General features: G+C 74.2%; 14 protein-coding genes. 6 read left to right on the forward strand and 8 right to left on the reverse strand.

What is annotated here, in order from left to right:
- Window positions 1-26: 26 nt before the first annotated feature.
- Window positions 27-1,406: a cryptochrome/photolyase family protein gene (locus ACZ7MX_RS29675; RefSeq protein ID WP_472136427.1), complete on the forward strand. Its 1,380-nt coding sequence runs from the start codon at window positions 27-29 to the stop codon at window positions 1,404-1,406.
- Window positions 1,407-1,524: 118 nt separating this feature from the next.
- Window positions 1,525-2,469: a YihY/virulence factor BrkB family protein gene (locus ACZ7MX_RS29680; protein ID WP_472136428.1), complete on the forward strand. Its 945-nt coding sequence runs from the start codon at window positions 1,525-1,527 to the stop codon at window positions 2,467-2,469.
- Window positions 2,470-2,509: 40 nt separating this feature from the next.
- Here ACZ7MX_RS29680 and ACZ7MX_RS29685 read toward each other — a convergent pair whose 3' ends face one another.
- Complete coding sequence (locus tag ACZ7MX_RS29685) at window positions 2,510-2,821, reverse strand: 4a-hydroxytetrahydrobiopterin dehydratase (RefSeq protein WP_472136430.1); 312 nt, start codon at window positions 2,819-2,821, stop codon at window positions 2,510-2,512.
- Between the two features lie 127 nt (window positions 2,822-2,948).
- On the opposite strand from ACZ7MX_RS29685, the gene ACZ7MX_RS29690 reads away from it, so the two are divergent.
- Window positions 2,949-3,767 carry a helix-turn-helix domain-containing protein gene (locus tag ACZ7MX_RS29690; protein ID WP_351539311.1) on the forward strand — a complete coding sequence of 273 codons (819 nt, stop codon included), beginning with the start codon at window positions 2,949-2,951 and terminating at the stop codon, window positions 3,765-3,767.
- A gap of 11 nt (window positions 3,768-3,778) precedes the next feature.
- On the opposite strand, the gene ACZ7MX_RS29695 is transcribed toward ACZ7MX_RS29690, so the two are convergent.
- The 6 genes from ACZ7MX_RS29695 to ACZ7MX_RS29720 all read right to left on the reverse strand — a co-directional run bounded on the left by ACZ7MX_RS29695 (window position 3,779) and on the right by ACZ7MX_RS29720 (window position 9,942).
- Window positions 3,779-4,153, reverse strand: a complete 375-nt coding sequence (locus tag ACZ7MX_RS29695; protein WP_472136433.1) for a nuclear transport factor 2 family protein — start codon at window positions 4,151-4,153, stop codon at window positions 3,779-3,781.
- A 135-nt stretch (window positions 4,154-4,288) separates the two neighbouring features.
- A complete protein-coding gene (rfbB, locus tag ACZ7MX_RS29700) occupies window positions 4,289-5,269 on the reverse strand; it encodes a dTDP-glucose 4,6-dehydratase (RefSeq protein ID WP_472136435.1) in 981 nt (326 codons plus the stop codon).
- 48 nt (window positions 5,270-5,317) lie between these two features.
- A complete protein-coding gene (locus ACZ7MX_RS29705; RefSeq protein ID WP_472136437.1) occupies window positions 5,318-6,706 on the reverse strand; it encodes an amino acid permease in 1,389 nt (462 codons plus the stop codon).
- Between the two features lie 265 nt (window positions 6,707-6,971).
- On the reverse strand, window positions 6,972-8,093 hold the full coding sequence (locus ACZ7MX_RS29710) for an MBL fold metallo-hydrolase (RefSeq protein WP_472136439.1): 1,122 nt from the start codon (window positions 8,091-8,093) through the stop codon (window positions 6,972-6,974).
- Window positions 8,094-8,163: 70 nt separating this feature from the next.
- A complete protein-coding gene (locus tag ACZ7MX_RS29715) occupies window positions 8,164-9,378 on the reverse strand; it encodes an aminotransferase class I/II-fold pyridoxal phosphate-dependent enzyme (protein WP_472136441.1) in 1,215 nt (404 codons plus the stop codon).
- Window positions 9,379-9,495: 117 nt separating this feature from the next.
- Entirely contained in the window at window positions 9,496-9,942 is a 447-nt protein-coding gene (locus ACZ7MX_RS29720) for a GNAT family N-acetyltransferase (protein WP_472136443.1), read from the reverse strand.
- A 48-nt stretch (window positions 9,943-9,990) separates the two neighbouring features.
- Here ACZ7MX_RS29720 and ACZ7MX_RS29725 point away from each other — a divergent pair, with 48 nt between their 5' ends.
- From ACZ7MX_RS29725 to ACZ7MX_RS29735, 3 genes are all read left to right on the forward strand, one after another.
- The gene (locus ACZ7MX_RS29725) at window positions 9,991-11,472 is read left to right on the forward strand and encodes a diacylglycerol kinase family protein (RefSeq protein ID WP_472136445.1); all 1,482 of its coding nucleotides are present in this window, start codon (window positions 9,991-9,993) and stop codon (window positions 11,470-11,472) included.
- 120 nt (window positions 11,473-11,592) lie between these two features.
- Window positions 11,593-12,408, forward strand: coding sequence for a methyltransferase domain-containing protein (locus tag ACZ7MX_RS29730; protein ID WP_472136447.1), 816 nt, complete (start codon window positions 11,593-11,595; stop codon window positions 12,406-12,408).
- Window positions 12,409-12,683: 275 nt separating this feature from the next.
- On the forward strand, window positions 12,684-13,043 hold the full coding sequence (locus ACZ7MX_RS29735) for a VOC family protein (protein ID WP_472136449.1): 360 nt from the start codon (window positions 12,684-12,686) through the stop codon (window positions 13,041-13,043).
- Between the two features lie 96 nt (window positions 13,044-13,139).
- Here ACZ7MX_RS29735 and ACZ7MX_RS29740 read toward each other — a convergent pair whose 3' ends face one another.
- Entirely contained in the window at window positions 13,140-14,063 is a 924-nt protein-coding gene (locus ACZ7MX_RS29740) for an NADP-dependent oxidoreductase (protein WP_472136451.1), read from the reverse strand.
- Window positions 14,064-14,092: the final 29 nt, after the last annotated feature.

Here is a 14,092-nt window from a genome sequence, read left to right on the forward strand (position 1 = left end):
ACCGCGGTCCCGTGTAGAGAGGGGCCATGGATGTGGCGATCTGTCTGTTCAGTTCCGATCTGCGGGTGCACGACCAGCCGGTGCTGCGGGCCGCGTTGCGTGCCGCGGCGCGGGTGGTGCCGCTGTTCGTGGTCGATACCGGCATCGCACGGGCCGGGTTCACGGTGCCCAACCGGGCCGCTTTCCTGGCCGGGGCGCTGGCGGACCTCGATGCGCAGCTGCGCGAACGGGGCGGCCGGCTGGTCCTCCGTACGGGCGATGTGGTGGCCGAGACCTGCCGGGTCGCGGCGGAGGCCGGGGCGGGCGAGGTGCATCTCGCGGCCGGGGTGAGCGGCTACGCGCAGCGCAGGGAGCGGCGGCTGGCCGCGGCGCTGGCCGGGGACGGGCGGGCGCTGGTCGTCCACGACGCGGTGATCACCGCCGTACCGCCGGGTGCGGTGCTGCCCGCCGGGCCGGGCCGGGACCACGTCGCGGTCTTCACCCCGTACTTCCGGCGCTGGCGGGCCGAGAAGCTGCGGGCGGTGCTGCCGGCACCGCGGTCGGTGCCGGTGCCGGACGGGGTGCGGTCCGGGGCGGTGCCGTCGGCGGCGGAGCTGTGCCCGGGCGGCCGGCCGTCGCCGGGGCTCCCGGAGGGCGGCGAGCGGGCCGGCCGCCGCCGGTTCGCGTCCTGGCAGCGGTCCGGTCTCGCCGCTTACGAGGAGCGGCGGGACGACCTCGCGGGCGATGCCACCTCGCGGCTGTCGCCGTATCTGCACTTCGGCTGTCTCTCGCCGGTGGAGCTGGTGCACCAGGCGTCCGGGCGTGCCGGGGCCGGGCCTGAGTCCTTCGTACGGCAGCTGGCCTGGCGGGACTTCCACCACCAGGTACTGGCCGCCCGTCCGGACGCGGCGGCCGCCGACTACCGTTCCCGGGGCGACCGGTGGCGGCGGGCGGACGCGGAGGTGGCGGCCTGGAAGGCCGGCCTGACCGGGTTCCCGGTGATCGACGCGGCGATGCGGCAGTTGCGGCACGAGGGATGGATGCACAACCGGGCCCGCATGCTGGTGGCCGGCTTCCTCACCAAGACGCTGTACGTGGACTGGCGGGTGGGCGCCCGGCACTTCCTGGACCTGCTGGTGGACGGCGACGTGGCCAACAACCAGCTGAACTGGCAGTGGATGGCGGGGACCGGGACCGACACCCGGCCCAACCGGGTGCTCAATCCGCTCGTACAGGCCGGACGGTTCGACCCGGAGGGTGAATATGTGCGGCGTTGGGTCCCGGAGCTGGCGGGCCTCGCCGGGCCCTCGGTGCACCGGCCGTGGCGGCTGAGCGGGCCCGAGCGCGCCGCCTTGGACTACCCGGAGCCGCTGGTGGACCTGGCGGACGCGGCACTGCGGTTCCGGCGCGCACGCGGGCAGGAGTAGCGGTACGGGCGGGAACGTCGCCGGGCCACCGCACCGCGGGCGGTGCTCACCGTGTCGTGGGCGGTCCCGCCGCCGGGGGATGATGCAGGACGTACCGACGGAGAGGACGGATGACGACATGGGCGACACCGGGACGCGTCGCGGGATGGACCGGACATTGCTGGACCGGGCCCTGGGGGCGGCCGGGCCGCGGCAGCCGGCCACCCGTCCCACCTGGGCCCAGTGCCGCACCGCACTGCGCCGGACACCGCTGTCGGTCTGGCACGACGACGTCACGGACTGGGCGGCGAGCCTGACGTACTACTCGGTGCTGGCGCTGCTGCCGTCGCTGATCGTCACGGTGTCCCTGATCGGCCTGGCCGATCCGGCGGCCACCGAGCAGCTCGTCGAGCAGATCAGTTCGCTGGCGCCGGCCGGGTCGGGCGGGACGGTGCACCGCGCACTGGCCACCATGGCGCAGCAGCGCACCGCGGCGTGGGTGGTGGTGGGCGGTGCGATGGTCAGTGCGCTGTGGTCGTCGTGCAGCTACCTGGCGGTGTTCCGCCGGGCGCTGCATGCCATGCACCGGACGAAGGACGACCGGCCGCCGTGGCGCAAGGCGCCGCGGATCCTGGCCACCGCGCTGCTGCTGATGGCGCTGCTGATCAGCAGTGCGGTGGCGCTGCTGGTGAGCGGGCCGATCGCGGCCTGGGCGGGCCGGGCGCTCGGGCTGGGCGATGCCGGTGAGGCCACCTGGAACGTGCTGAAGTGGCCGCTGCTGCTGATCCTGGCGGCCGTGCTGGCCATGGTGCTGTTCCGGTCCGGGCCGCCGAGTTCGCGCGGGGTGCGGCGGGCGGCGCCCGGCGGGGTGGTCGCGGTGCTGCTGTGGCTGGTGTCGTCCGCGGGCTTCGCCGTCTACGTCGACTGCGTGGGCACCTTCAACCGGCTCTACGGCTCGCTGGCGGGGCCGGTGGTGTTCCTGATCTGGCTGTGGTTCTCGCACCTGTCGCTGCTGTCGGGCGCGCAGTTCAACGTGGAGCTGGCCCGGGCGGGCCGGGTGGTGAAGCCGCGCTCGGGCGACTGAGCGCGGCCCGCCCGGCGGGGCGGGCGGGTGCCCGCACCGGTCAGTGCGCGCCGTGCGCCCCGGCGATCTCCTCGATGCGGCGGGCCAGTCCGAAGTCGAGGCCGGTGACCTTGCCGCCGATGCTGTGGGTGTTCACCGCGACGGTCAGCCGGTTGTAGCCCAGCGTCAGATCGGCGTGGTGGTCCAACTCCTCCTGGATGCGGGCGATGTGCACGACCATCACGGCCGCCGGGAGGTGTCCTTCGAAGTGGTAGCTGCGGCGCAGCCGGTCGTCCTCGACGGACCAGCCCGGCAGCTCCGCGAGCCGCTCCTCGATCTCCTTCTCACCGAGCGGTTCCACCTGGGCGCCCATCGCGTTCCCCTCTCACCGGTGTCGTCCTGCCGCCGCCTCGCGCGGTGACGGTCCGTCAGAGGTGTCCCTCGACGGTTCCTGACAATTCGATCGTACGTCGGGCCGCCGATCGATTACCGTCATCGCCATGACGACTGTTGCGGCGCCGGCCCCGCCGGAGACGAGCACAGGGGTGGGCGCGCTGCTGCGCGAGTGGCGTGACCGGCGCCGGATCAGCCAGCTGGAGCTGGCGCTGCGCGCCGACTCCTCCGCCCGGCACATCAGCTTCATCGAGACCGGCCGCTCCCGCCCGAGCCAGGAGATGGTGCTCCGCCTGGCCGAACACCTCGACGTACCCGTACGGGAGCGCAACGCGCTGCTGATCGCCGCCGGCTACGCCCCCACCTTCCCCGAGACCCCGCTGGACGACCCCGCCATGGATGCCCTGCGCTCCGGTCTGGAACGGCTGCTGACCGGCTACGAGCCGTTCCCGGCGCTGGTGGTCGACGGGCTCTACACCGTCCAGGCGGCGAACCGCGGCATCACCATGCTGCTGTCGGACGTCGACCCGGCCCTCCTCACACCGCCGCTGAACGCCATGCGGATCACCCTGCACCCGGGGGGCCTGGCACCCCGCATCCGCAACTTCCTGGAATGGCGCGAGCATCTGCTCGGCCAGATGGAGCGCCAGCTGGCCCTGATGCGGTCCGCGCCGCTGCGTGCGCTCTACGAGGAGGTGAGCGGCTATCCGCTGCCCCCGGGCGGCCGTGAGCGGGCGTCCTTCGGCGGTCATGCACCGTTCGCCCTGCCGATGATGATCGAGCACGACGGCCGGGTGCTGTCCTTCATCTCGACCATCGCCACGTTCAACACCCCGATGGATGTGACCGTTTCCGAACTCGCGGTGGAGACCTTCCTCCCCGCCGACCCGGAAACGGTCACCTATCTGCGCGAGCAGGCCGGATAGCGGCCCGCCCGTCACATGGCGGGCACCCGGTCCAGGAACCCCACCACGGTGCGGATCCGACCGTCGTCGGCCAGTCGCGCCACGTCGAAGCCGGCGACCGGCGCCGTGCCGTCCGGCGCCACCAGCTCCCAGCCGAACCGCACCACGTCGTGGTGCCCGTCCACGTCCCCCAGCTGCCGGAAAACGAACCCCGGGAACTGCGCGTGGGCCCCGGTGATCACCGCCGCCAGCCCGTCGTGGCCGGCCACGTCGGCCAGCGGGTCGGTGTAGGTGGCCTGCCCGTCGAAGGCCGCGGCGACGGCCTTCCCGAGCGCCTCCTCCTCGGTCGCGTTCCACGCCTCGAAGTACCGTGCCACCGCGTCCGCGTACCGCTGCTGCTCCGTCATGATCTGCTCCTCGTCACGTCCGAAACCACTGGGAATTCCGGTTCACGGGCCGGAGTGCGCCGGCCCGTGAACCGATGCCCTCAGCTTGCCGGGCGGCGCGGCCGGGGTCGATGACGTCGGAGGTAATGGCCCTCGTCAGCGGGGGTGCGGGACGCGCAGCGGCTGCCACCAGCCGGGGTTGTCGCGGTACCAGGCGACGGTGCGCAGCAGTCCGGTGCGGAACGGCACCTCGGGGGCGTAGCCCAGCGCGCGCAGCTTGCGGTCGTCGAGGGCGTAGCGGCGGTCGTGGCCGGGCCGGTCGGCGACGTGGCGGATCCGGTCCGGGCCGGCGCCGCAGGCGTCCAGCAGCAGCTTGGTCAGGTGCAGATTGGTCAGTTCCTCGCCGCCGCCTATGTGGTAGACCTCGCCGGGGCGGCCCCGTTCCAGTACGAGGTGGATGCCGCGGCAGTGGTCGTCGACGTGCAGCCAGTCGCGGACGTGCCGGCCGTCGCCGTAGAGCGGCACGGTCCCGCCGGACAGCAGGGAGGTCACGAACAGCGGGATGACCTTCTCCGGGTACTGGTACGGCCCGTAGTTGTTGCTGCAGCGGGTGATGCTGACGTCCAGCCCGTAGGTGCGGGCGTAGGACCGGACGAGGAGGTCGGCGCTGGCCTTGGTCGCCGCGTAGGGCGAGTTGGGCAGCAGCGGGCTCTCCTCGGTCCACGCCCCGTCCTCGATGGAGCCGTACACCTCGTCGGTGGAGATCTGGACGAAGCGCGGCACGCCGGTCCGGCGCACCGCTTCCAGGAGGGTGTGGGTGCCGAGCACGTTGGTGCGGACGAAGGTGTCCGCACCTTCTATGGAGCGGTCGACATGGGATTCCGCGGCGAAGTTGAGCACCGCGTCGTGCCCGGGCAGCAGGTCGGCGAGCAGCGGGCCGTCGCAGATGTCGCCCTGGACGAAGGTGAGGCCGGGGTGGTCGCGCACCGGCGCGAGGTTGGCCGGGTTGCCGGCGTAGGTGAGCTTGTCGAGCACGGTGACCCGGACGTCCCCGGCGCCGGGGTACGCCCCGCCCAGCAGGCCGCGCACGTAGTGCGAGCCGATGAAACCGGCGGCACCGGTGACCAGCAGCCGCATCACGCTGTCCTCTCCGTCGGGGCGCCCGGGGCATTGTCCCCGGGTCGGTCACCCGGCAAGGCGCGCGGGCTCCTGGTCGTCCGTGCGGTCGGCCCCGGGGGCCACCGGGCCGGCCGTGGGGGCCTGGCGGGTGGTGCGGCGGGCGGCCATCCAGGCGTAGACGAGGATGCCGGCGAAGAGGAACAGCACGCCCTGGTAGATCGCGGCGTAGCCGGCGCCGGCGACGAGCCAGAAGGTGAAGCCGAAGGCGGCCAGCGCGAGGGTCAGGTCGCGGGCGAAGCGGGCCGGGCGGACCCGGTCGCGGCGGCCGGTGAGGAGGAAGTAGACCTGGGCGCCGGCGGCGAGGAGGTAGGGGACGGTGGCGGAGAAGGTGGTGATCAGCACCAGGATCTGGAAGACGCCGCCGGTGCCGAGGACGTAGTTGACGATGGTCAGCGCGCTGGCGAGGATGCCGGCGGCGAGCACGCCGACGGTGGGGACACCGCGGCGCTTGATCAGGAACGGCGCGGGGAAGAGGCCGTCCTTGGCGGCGGCGTACGGCGACTGGGCGCTCATCAGCGTCCAGCCGTTGAGCGCGCCGATGATCGAGACGACGGCGGCGCCGGCGACGAGGGTGCCGCCCCAGTGGCCGCCGAACATCGCGTTCACCGCGTCCGAGAACGGCGCCGTGGAGTTCACCAGCTTGGCGTGGGCGACGGTGCCGAAGACCGCGAGGGTGCCCAGCAGGTAGACGACGGCGGCACCGACGGTGCCGAGGACGGTGGCCCGGCCGACGTTGCGCTCCGGGTCGCGGACCTCGCCGGCGCTCATCGCCGCGGACTCCACGCCGACGTAGGAGTAGAGCAGGATCGCGGCGGCGGCGGACATCCCGCCGAGTGCGCTGCCGTGGCCGGCGTGGAACGGGCCCAGGTTGTGCGGGTCGAAGAAGAACAGTCCGACGACCGCGATGAAGAGCAGCGGGACGAACTTGAGGACCGTGGAGACCATCTGGACGGCGCCCACGTAGCGGGTGCCGGCGAAGTTGGCGAGGGCCGGGAGCCAGAGGGCGGCGAGCGCGACCAGCAGGTCGGTGCCGGCGGAGGCGTGGCCGGGGACGAGGACGTGCACATAGCCGACGGCGGCGACCGCGAGGGCGGCGTTGCTGACCCAGGTCATGGTCCAGTACGACCAGGCCGAGAGGAAGCCGGCGAAGTCGCCGAACGCCTCTCGCGCGTAGACGTAGGGCCCGCCGGTGTCCGGGTGGCGCTCGGCGAGCCGGCCGAAGACCAGGGCGAGGGCGACCGCGCCGATGGTGAGGACGCCGAAGGCGACCAGGCTGACGGTGCCGAAGGGAGCCACGGAAGCCGGGAGGAGGAAGATTCCGCCGCCGATGATGTTGCCCATCACCAGGCAGGTGGCGGTCCCGAGACCGAAGCGGCGGGTGTGCCGGTCGTGCATGGCGTTCGTGGGCCTCTCGTCGTGCGCGGTGCACCCGGGGTTACCGAGCACCGGTAATGGTCGGTGATCGAACGGCCGGGCCCCAAATCAGCGGGATTTGTGCGGCGGAGGGTGGTCCGGCGCGGCAAAACCTTCGGAGGGCGGGGCATCGGGCCGTATTTCGTCCGCGGTGGTGCCGTACGGGCCGATCTGCTCCTCGAAGGCGTGCACCGCACCGGGCCGGCGGTGCGCGCCGCCCCGCCGCGGTCCCGGCCGTACCGTCCCGTCAGCGCTCCGCCAGTACCCGGGACGCCCCCACGGGCAGGTCCCACAGGTCCTCGCGGGGGCGGCCGGTCGTCTCCCAGGCGGCGCGGACCCTGCGCAGCGGTTCCAGCGGCGGCTCGCCGGAGAGCAGGAACGTCGACCAGTGCATCGGCACCAGCGCGCGGGCGCCCAGGTCCTGGCAGGCCCGGACCGCCTCCTCGGGGTCGGTGTGCACCGGGCGCAGCATCCAGCGCGGGTCGTAGGCACCGATCGGCAGCAGTGACAGGTCGATGCCGGGGTAGCGGCGGCCGATCTCCTCGAACCAGTGGCCGTAGCCGGTGTCCCCGGCGAAGTGGACCCGCCGTCCGTCGGGGGCGGTGAGCAGCCAGCCGCCCCACAGGGAGCGGCAGGTGTCGGTGAGGGTGCGCTTGCTCCAGTGGTGGGCGGGGACGAAGTCGAGGCGTACCGGGCCGCCGGGTGCGGGGAGTTCGACCGCCTCCCACCAGTCGAGGTCGGTGACGTGGCGGAAGCCGCGCCGGCGGGCCCAGCAGGCCAGGCCGGCGGGCAGCAGCAGCGGGGTGTGCCGGGGCAGCCGCTTGAGGGTGGGGATGTCGAGGTGGTCGTAGTGGTTGTGGCTGATGAGGACGGCGTCGATCGGCGGCAGGTCCTCCCAGCGGACGCCGACGGGGGTGACCCGGGGCGGGGTGCCGAGGATCTTGCGGGACCAGACCGGGTCGGTCAGGAGGGTCAGTCCGGCGATCCGGATGACCCAGCTGGCGTGGCCGGCCCAGGTCAGGGCGAGGGTGGTGGGGCCGGCGGCCGGCAGCGGGCCCGGCTCGAACGGCAGCTGCTGGATCTCCCGCAGGGTTTCGGGGGCCGGGCGCAGCTTGCCCTCGCGGGCGATCCGGGCCAGCGCGCGGACGCCGGGCAGCGGGGCGGTCAGCCGGTCGGTGAAGTCCCGGGGCCAGCTGCGGGTTTCGTTCAGCGGGCGGGGCTCGGCCAGGGGCGGCGGGGTGTCGGTGACCGGTGTCGGGCCGGTGAGCGGGACGGTCCCGGGGTCCGCTTCCCCGTCCGGTCCGGCGCCGGTGCCGCCCCGGTGGCCGGCGGGCTGCTCGGCGAGGGAGCGCTCGGTCTGTTCGGTCATCGAGGGGCTCCATTCGGTGGACAGAACCGGGGCGGTTCGGAAACGGGGTCGGGCGCGCAGGGCCGGTGGATCAGCCGTCCCGGGCGGCCGTGAGCGCGGCCAGGGCGCGCGAGAGGGCGGTCAACGCCTCGGTGATGTGCGGGAGTTGCAGCGGGTCGGGGGCGTCCAGGACGCGTTGCCGCAGCTCCTGGTCGGCGCCCAGCAGGGCCTCGGCGCCCAGCCGGACCCGCAGCGCGCCCGGGTCGTCACCGAAGCGGTGTCCGCCGCGCGCCGCCCAGGGCGCCAACTCCCGTTCCAGCGCGGTGGATTCGACGATGCCGTGGGTGGTGAGGGGGCGCCGCAGCGGTTCCAGGTCGGCGTAGAGGTGGCTGCCGGCGCGCGGCGGCCGGCAGAGGGCGCCCGCCTCGGTGAGGACGTGGTGGAGGGCGGCGGTGAGCACGCCGTGGATCCGGGCGACGGTGGCCGTCCGGGCCCGCACGGTGTCGGGCTCGCCGAGCGCATGGGTCACGGCGCAGGCGAGCGGTCCCGGCAGCGGGGTGCCAAGCGCGCCGAGCACCGCCAGGGTCGCGGTGCGCAGCTCGGCGCCCCGGCGGGTGTCCGGGAAGCGGGCCAGGGCGGCGGGCCAGGAGGCGGGCAGCAGGGTGGCGCGCAGGTCCGTGACCACCACGACCTCGCCGGGCAGCATCTCGGCGGGGCTGAGCAGCACGGTGTCGTGCGGTTCGTGCAGCAGGTCGCGGCGGGTCTCGTCGCTGAGCACCCACAGCCCCTCCTCGGCCGCCGCCTCGCACACCTCGTGCAGCTGCTCGGGCGCGGGGCAGGTGCCGGTCGGGTCGTCGGGGACGGAGAGCACCAGCACCCGCGGGGTGTCGCCGTGCTCGCGGGCCCGGCGGACGGTCTCCAGCAGCGCGAACGGGTCGGGCAGCCCGCCGGACTCCGCGGGCACCGGCGCCCGGTGCACCACCATGCCGAGCAGCCGGGCGGGCGGTGCGTACGACTCGGAGCACGGCCGGGGCAGGACCACGGCGCCGTCGGCGGCGGCGTACAGCGCGAGCAGCAGCGGAGTCGCCCCGGGTGCGGCGAGGACCTGGCCGGGGCCGGTGGCCAGGCCGCGGCGTTCCCAGTGGCCGGCGGCGGCGGTGCGCAGCGGGTCGCCTCCGCCCGGGGGTTCGGCGTCGGTACGGCCGGCGGCCGCGGCGAGGTGCGCGGCGAGGTCCGGCAGGACCGGCAGGCCCACCGGAGGGTCCGGGTCCGGCTCAGGCCGCGGATCGGGAGCGGTCCGCTGCATCCGTACCTCCACTCCACGACGGCGGGTCGATCGTGGGCCCATCACATGATGGGCGGCCCCGTCCACCTTCGCAGATCGCGCGGGTGCGGCCCGGGGGCGACACGTGCGCGACGGGGCCTAATGGCCCGGGCCGCCCACCCGCTCGTAGCGGTGCACCGTCACCCGCTCCCCCGCTCCCCAGTCCTGCTGCTCGGTGGCGCGGCGGACCCAGCCGTGCCGCTCGTAGAGGGCGATGGCCGCGGTGTCGGTGGCCTTCACCTCCAGTACGGGGCGCAGGCCGCGGGCCGCCGCGGCGTCCTCGACGGCCGCGAGCAGGCGTCCGCCGTGGCCCGCACCGCGGGCGCCGGGGGCGACGTAGAGGCGGCTGACCTCGCGTCCGCACAGCGCGCCGTGGCCGACGATCCGGCCGGCCGACAGGGCGACCCAGGCGGCGGTCAGTCCGTCGGGGGTCAGCCAGCGTGCCGGGTCGTCCGGCCAGTGGTGCGGGTATCCGCTGTGCGCGTGCACCTCGGCCAGTACGGCCGTGCAGGCGTCGAGGTCGGTGGCCCGTCGTCTCCTCAGCACCGGATGATGGAAGCACAGTTCCGGCCGGGAGGGGGTAGGAGGTGCCGCATGCGAACGCTCCTGAGCAGACTCGACCGGCGGACCTTCGACCTGATCGCCACCCGTGAGTGGCCCGGGGCCCAGCGGGTGCTGCCCCGGCTGACCCGCAGCGCCGATCACGGCCTGCTGTGGTTCGGGATCGCGGCGGGCGCGGTGGCACTGGGCGGGCGGCCGGCGCGGCGGGCCGCGCTGCGCGGGGTGGCGTCCCTGGCCGTCGCCTCGGCCACGGTGAACACCCTCGGCAAGCGCTCGGTGCGCCGGCAGCGGCCGCTGCTGGAGGCGGTGCCGGTGATACGGCAGCTGACCCGCCAGCCGTTCACGTCCTCCTTCCCGTCCGGGCACGCCGCCTCGGCGGCGGCCTTCGCGACCGGGGTGTTCTTCGAGAACAAGTGGTGGGGCCTGGCGCTGGCGCCGGTCGCCGTCTCGGTGGCGTTCTCCCGCGTCTATACGGGCGTGCACTATCCGGGTGATGTGCTGGCGGGTGCCGCGCTGGGTGCGGGGGCGGCGTTCGCGGTACGGGGGCTGGTGCCGACCCGGGCCCAGCTGGCGCCGCCGGCCCGGCCGCGCGCGGAGGCGCCCGCGCTGCCCGGCGGCCGGGGGCTGGTGGTGGTGGCGAACCCGGGCTCCGGGCAGCGCACGGGCCAGCGCCCGGACCGGGCCGCCGAGGTGCACGCGGTGCTGCCGGAGGCCGAGGTGGTGGTGTGCGACGGGTCGGACCGGGAGCCGCTGGACGAGGCGCTGGAGGCCGCCGCGGAGCGGGCCCGCGAGCTGGGCGGCGCGCTGGGGGTGGTCGGCGGGGACGGCACGGTCAACGCCGCGGCGGCGGTCGCGGTGCGGCACGGGCTGCCGCTGGCGGTGCTGCCCGGCGGCACCGCCAACCACTTCGCGTACGACCTGGGGATCGAGAGCTTCGCGGAGGCGGCGCGGGCCGTGCAGAGCGGGGAGGCGGTCGCGGTCGACCTGGCGCGCTTCCGGACCGGCCCGCACCGGGAGGGGCACTTTTTCCTCAACACCTTTTCGGTGGGCGTCTATCCGGAGCTGGTGCGGATCCGGGAGCGCTGGGCGGGCCGGATCGGTGCCTGGCCGGCGGGGGTGCTCGCGGCGTGGGAGGTGCTGCGCTCCGCGGAACCGATGTCGGTGCGGATCGGCGGCGAACTGCACTCGGTCTGGCTGCTGTTCGTGGGCAACTGCCAGTACCGGGGGCTGGGTTTCGCACCGGTGCGCCGGCACGACCTGGCGGACGGGGTGCTCGACGTACGGGTGGTGCACGGCGGCCGGCTGGCCCGCACCCGGCTGCTCGCCGCGGCCCTGATGGGCACGCCGCGCCGCTCGCCGGTGCTCGGCGAGGCGCGGCTGCCGCGGCTGCGGATCGGTGGGCTCGGGGACACCGCGGTGGTCGCGTACGACGGTGAAGTGGCGATGTCCGGTGGCGAGTTGACGCTGGAGAAGGAGCGCGAGGCGCTGACGGTGTATCGGCTGCTGCCCGACTGAGCGGCCCCTCGGCGCGGTGGGCCCTGCCGCCGACGCGATCACATACTGAGACGGGACTCTCAAGATACGAGATCGCCGCGTACCGTGGGGGCCACACCGACGCATGCGAAGGAGTGCCCCATGCCGCAGGAGTCCGCCGTCTACACGCACGGCCACCACGAGTCCGTACTGCGCTCCCACACCTGGCGCACCGCGGCCAACTCGGCCGGATATCTGCTGGATTCACTGAAGCCGCACATGCAGGTCCTGGACATCGGCTGCGGCCCCGGCACGATCACCGCCGATCTGGCCGCGCTGGTGCCGGACGGTCAGGTCACCGGGCTGGAGCGGGCGCCGGAGGTGCTGGACCAGGCACGTGCCACCGCTGCCGCGCGCGGCGCCGACAACACCCGGTTCGTGGTCGGCGACGTCCACGCACTGGACTTTCCCGATGACACGTTCTGCGTGGTGCACGCCCATCAGGTGCTGCAGCACGTGGGTGATCCCGTCCAGGCGCTGCGGGAGATGCGCCGGGTGACCAGGCCGGGCGGGCTCGTGGCCGTCCGCGATGCGGACTACTCGGCGATGACCTGGTACCCGGAGGTCCCCGGCATGGCCGACTGGAGGCAGCTGTATCTGCGGGTGGCCCGGGCGAACGGCGGCGGGCCGGACGCCGGGCGCCGGCTGCACGCCTGGGCCCGGCAGGCCGGCTTCGCCCCCGAGGCGATCACCGCCACCACGGGCACCTGGTGCTACCGGACGCCGGAGGAGCGGTCCTGGTGGAGCGAACTGTGGGCGGACCGCACGGTCAGCTCGTCGTACGCCCGGATCGCGGTGGACGGCGGGCACGCCACGGAGGCCGAACTGCGGCGGATCGCGGGGGCCTGGCGGGCCTGGGGCGCCGAGGAGGACGGCTGGTTCGGCATCCTGCACGGCGAGATCCTGTGCCGGGTCTGAGCGCGGCGCGGCCCTGACGCCGGCGGGCCGCACCGTCATGGCGGCGCCGACCGCGTCGCGGCGCGGGTGCGTACCCGTAGGGGATGGTCGAACAGATCCCGTAAGGGTTGCGAGCGCCCCTTGCAGGGCCTCAACGCAACGGGCTGGGGCGGTATTCCGGCGACACACCACACGAGGTGCGTGCGGTTCGGGTGCAGGTGCGAGTGCAGGTGCGGGTGGTCCGATCACGGTCAGGTGATCGCGTACCGGCCGGGGGCCCAACTAGGGTGGTTCGTATGGACATTCTGGGGACCTCGCTGCGGGTGTGCGTCGGTGATCTCAATGCCGCGATCGGCGTCTACGAACGGCTGACCGGCGCGGAGGCGATCCGCTTCCAGCGCGGCGGTGTGTCGGTCGCGGCCGTCGGCTGCTTCTTCCTGATGAGCGGCCCCGAGGCGGAGTTGTCGGTACTGCGGAAGATCACCGCGACCCTCGCCGTGGAGGACGTGGACGAGGCGGTGGCCGATCTGACGGCGGTCGGCGCGGACATCATCGCCGGACCGGTGCCGACGCCGATCGGCCGGAATGTGGTGGCCCGTCATCCGGACGGTTCGATCTTCGAGTACGTCGACCGCAAGCAGGCCGCGGGGGCCTGACGGACTCCCCCGGCGGCCTGCTCCCGTCCTGCGCACCCCGCTCGAAACGGCCTCTTTCCGGCTCTGTCGGGCTCTCTCAGGAAACCTCCGGCTCTCTCAGGAAACCTCCAGGACGATCTTGCCGCGGGCCCGTCCCGCCATGCTCCGCCGCAGCGCCTCCGGGGCCTCGGAGAGCGGGTACACCGCGTCGACCGCCACGGTCAGCTTCCCGGCGTCCGCGAGGGCGCCGAGGGCGGTCAGGGCGTCGCTGTCCGGGCGCACCCACACCAGGTGGCCGCCCTTCTCCTTGACCTCGCCGTCGGCGACGGACGCCACCCGGCCGCGGTCCTTGAGGAGTTCCTGCGAGACGTCCACCACGCCGCCGCCGACGAAGTCCAGGGCCACGTCGATCCCGTCGGGTGCCAGCGCCCGCACCCGGTCGGCGAGCCCGTCGCCGTAGGTGACCGGTTCGGCGCCGAGGGACCGCAGGAAGTCGTGGTTGCGCTCGCTGGCCGTGCCGATGACGCGGAGGCCCTGGGCGACGAGGATCTGCACACCGAGCGAGCCGACGCCGCCCGCGGCGGCGTGCACCAGGGCGGTCTCGCCCGCCTTGGCGCCCACCCGCGCGGCGGCCTGATAGGCCGTCAGTCCGGCGAGCGGCAGCCCGGCGGCCTGCTGCCAGCTGAGCGCGGCCGGCTTGCGCGCCAGGGTCCGCACCGGGGCGGCGACCAGCTCGGCGTACGTGCCGTGCTGGAGGTCGTCCTTGCGGACGTAGCCGATGACCTCGTCACCGACCTCGTACTCGGGGACGTCCGCACCGACCGCCTCGACCACACCCGCCACGTCCCAGCCGGGGATGAGCGGGAAGTGGACGTTCAGCATCGGGTCGAGATAGCCCGCGAGGATCTTCCAGTCCACCGGATTGACCCCGGCCGCGCGGACCCGGATCAGGACCGAGTCCGGGGCCACCTTCGGGTCGGGGAGGTCGGAGTAGGTGAGGACGTCGGGGTCGCCGTAGTGCTGTGTGCTGATTGCCTTCATGACCGGGCACAACACGGGACGGTCCGCGA

This window comes from Streptomyces sp. NPDC107765, from assembly GCF_055657085.1.

Coding starts and splice junctions, on each gene's coding strand:
- ACZ7MX_RS29690 (WP_351539311.1), top strand. CDS start 2,949: ATGACGACTGTTGCGGCGCCGGCCCCGCCGGAGACGAGCACAGGGGTG.
- ACZ7MX_RS29715 (WP_472136441.1), bottom strand. CDS start 9,378: ATGCAGCGGACCGCTCCCGATCCGCGGCCTGAGCCGGACCCGGACCCT.
- ACZ7MX_RS29695 (WP_472136433.1), bottom strand. CDS start 4,153: ATGACGGAGCAGCAGCGGTACGCGGACGCGGTGGCACGGTACTTCGAG.
- ACZ7MX_RS29675 (WP_472136427.1), top strand. CDS start 27: ATGGATGTGGCGATCTGTCTGTTCAGTTCCGATCTGCGGGTGCACGAC.
- ACZ7MX_RS29710 (WP_472136439.1), bottom strand. CDS start 8,093: ATGACCGAACAGACCGAGCGCTCCCTCGCCGAGCAGCCCGCCGGCCAC.
- ACZ7MX_RS29730 (WP_472136447.1), top strand. CDS start 11,593: ATGCCGCAGGAGTCCGCCGTCTACACGCACGGCCACCACGAGTCCGTA.
- ACZ7MX_RS29740 (WP_472136451.1), bottom strand. CDS start 14,063: ATGAAGGCAATCAGCACACAGCACTACGGCGACCCCGACGTCCTCACC.
- ACZ7MX_RS29735 (WP_472136449.1), top strand. CDS start 12,684: ATGGACATTCTGGGGACCTCGCTGCGGGTGTGCGTCGGTGATCTCAAT.
- ACZ7MX_RS29680 (WP_472136428.1), top strand. CDS start 1,525: ATGGGCGACACCGGGACGCGTCGCGGGATGGACCGGACATTGCTGGAC.
- ACZ7MX_RS29685 (WP_472136430.1), bottom strand. CDS start 2,821: ATGGGCGCCCAGGTGGAACCGCTCGGTGAGAAGGAGATCGAGGAGCGG.
- rfbB (WP_472136435.1), bottom strand. CDS start 5,269: ATGCGGCTGCTGGTCACCGGTGCCGCCGGTTTCATCGGCTCGCACTAC.
- ACZ7MX_RS29725 (WP_472136445.1), top strand. CDS start 9,991: ATGCGAACGCTCCTGAGCAGACTCGACCGGCGGACCTTCGACCTGATC.
- ACZ7MX_RS29705 (WP_472136437.1), bottom strand. CDS start 6,706: ATGCACGACCGGCACACCCGCCGCTTCGGTCTCGGGACCGCCACCTGC.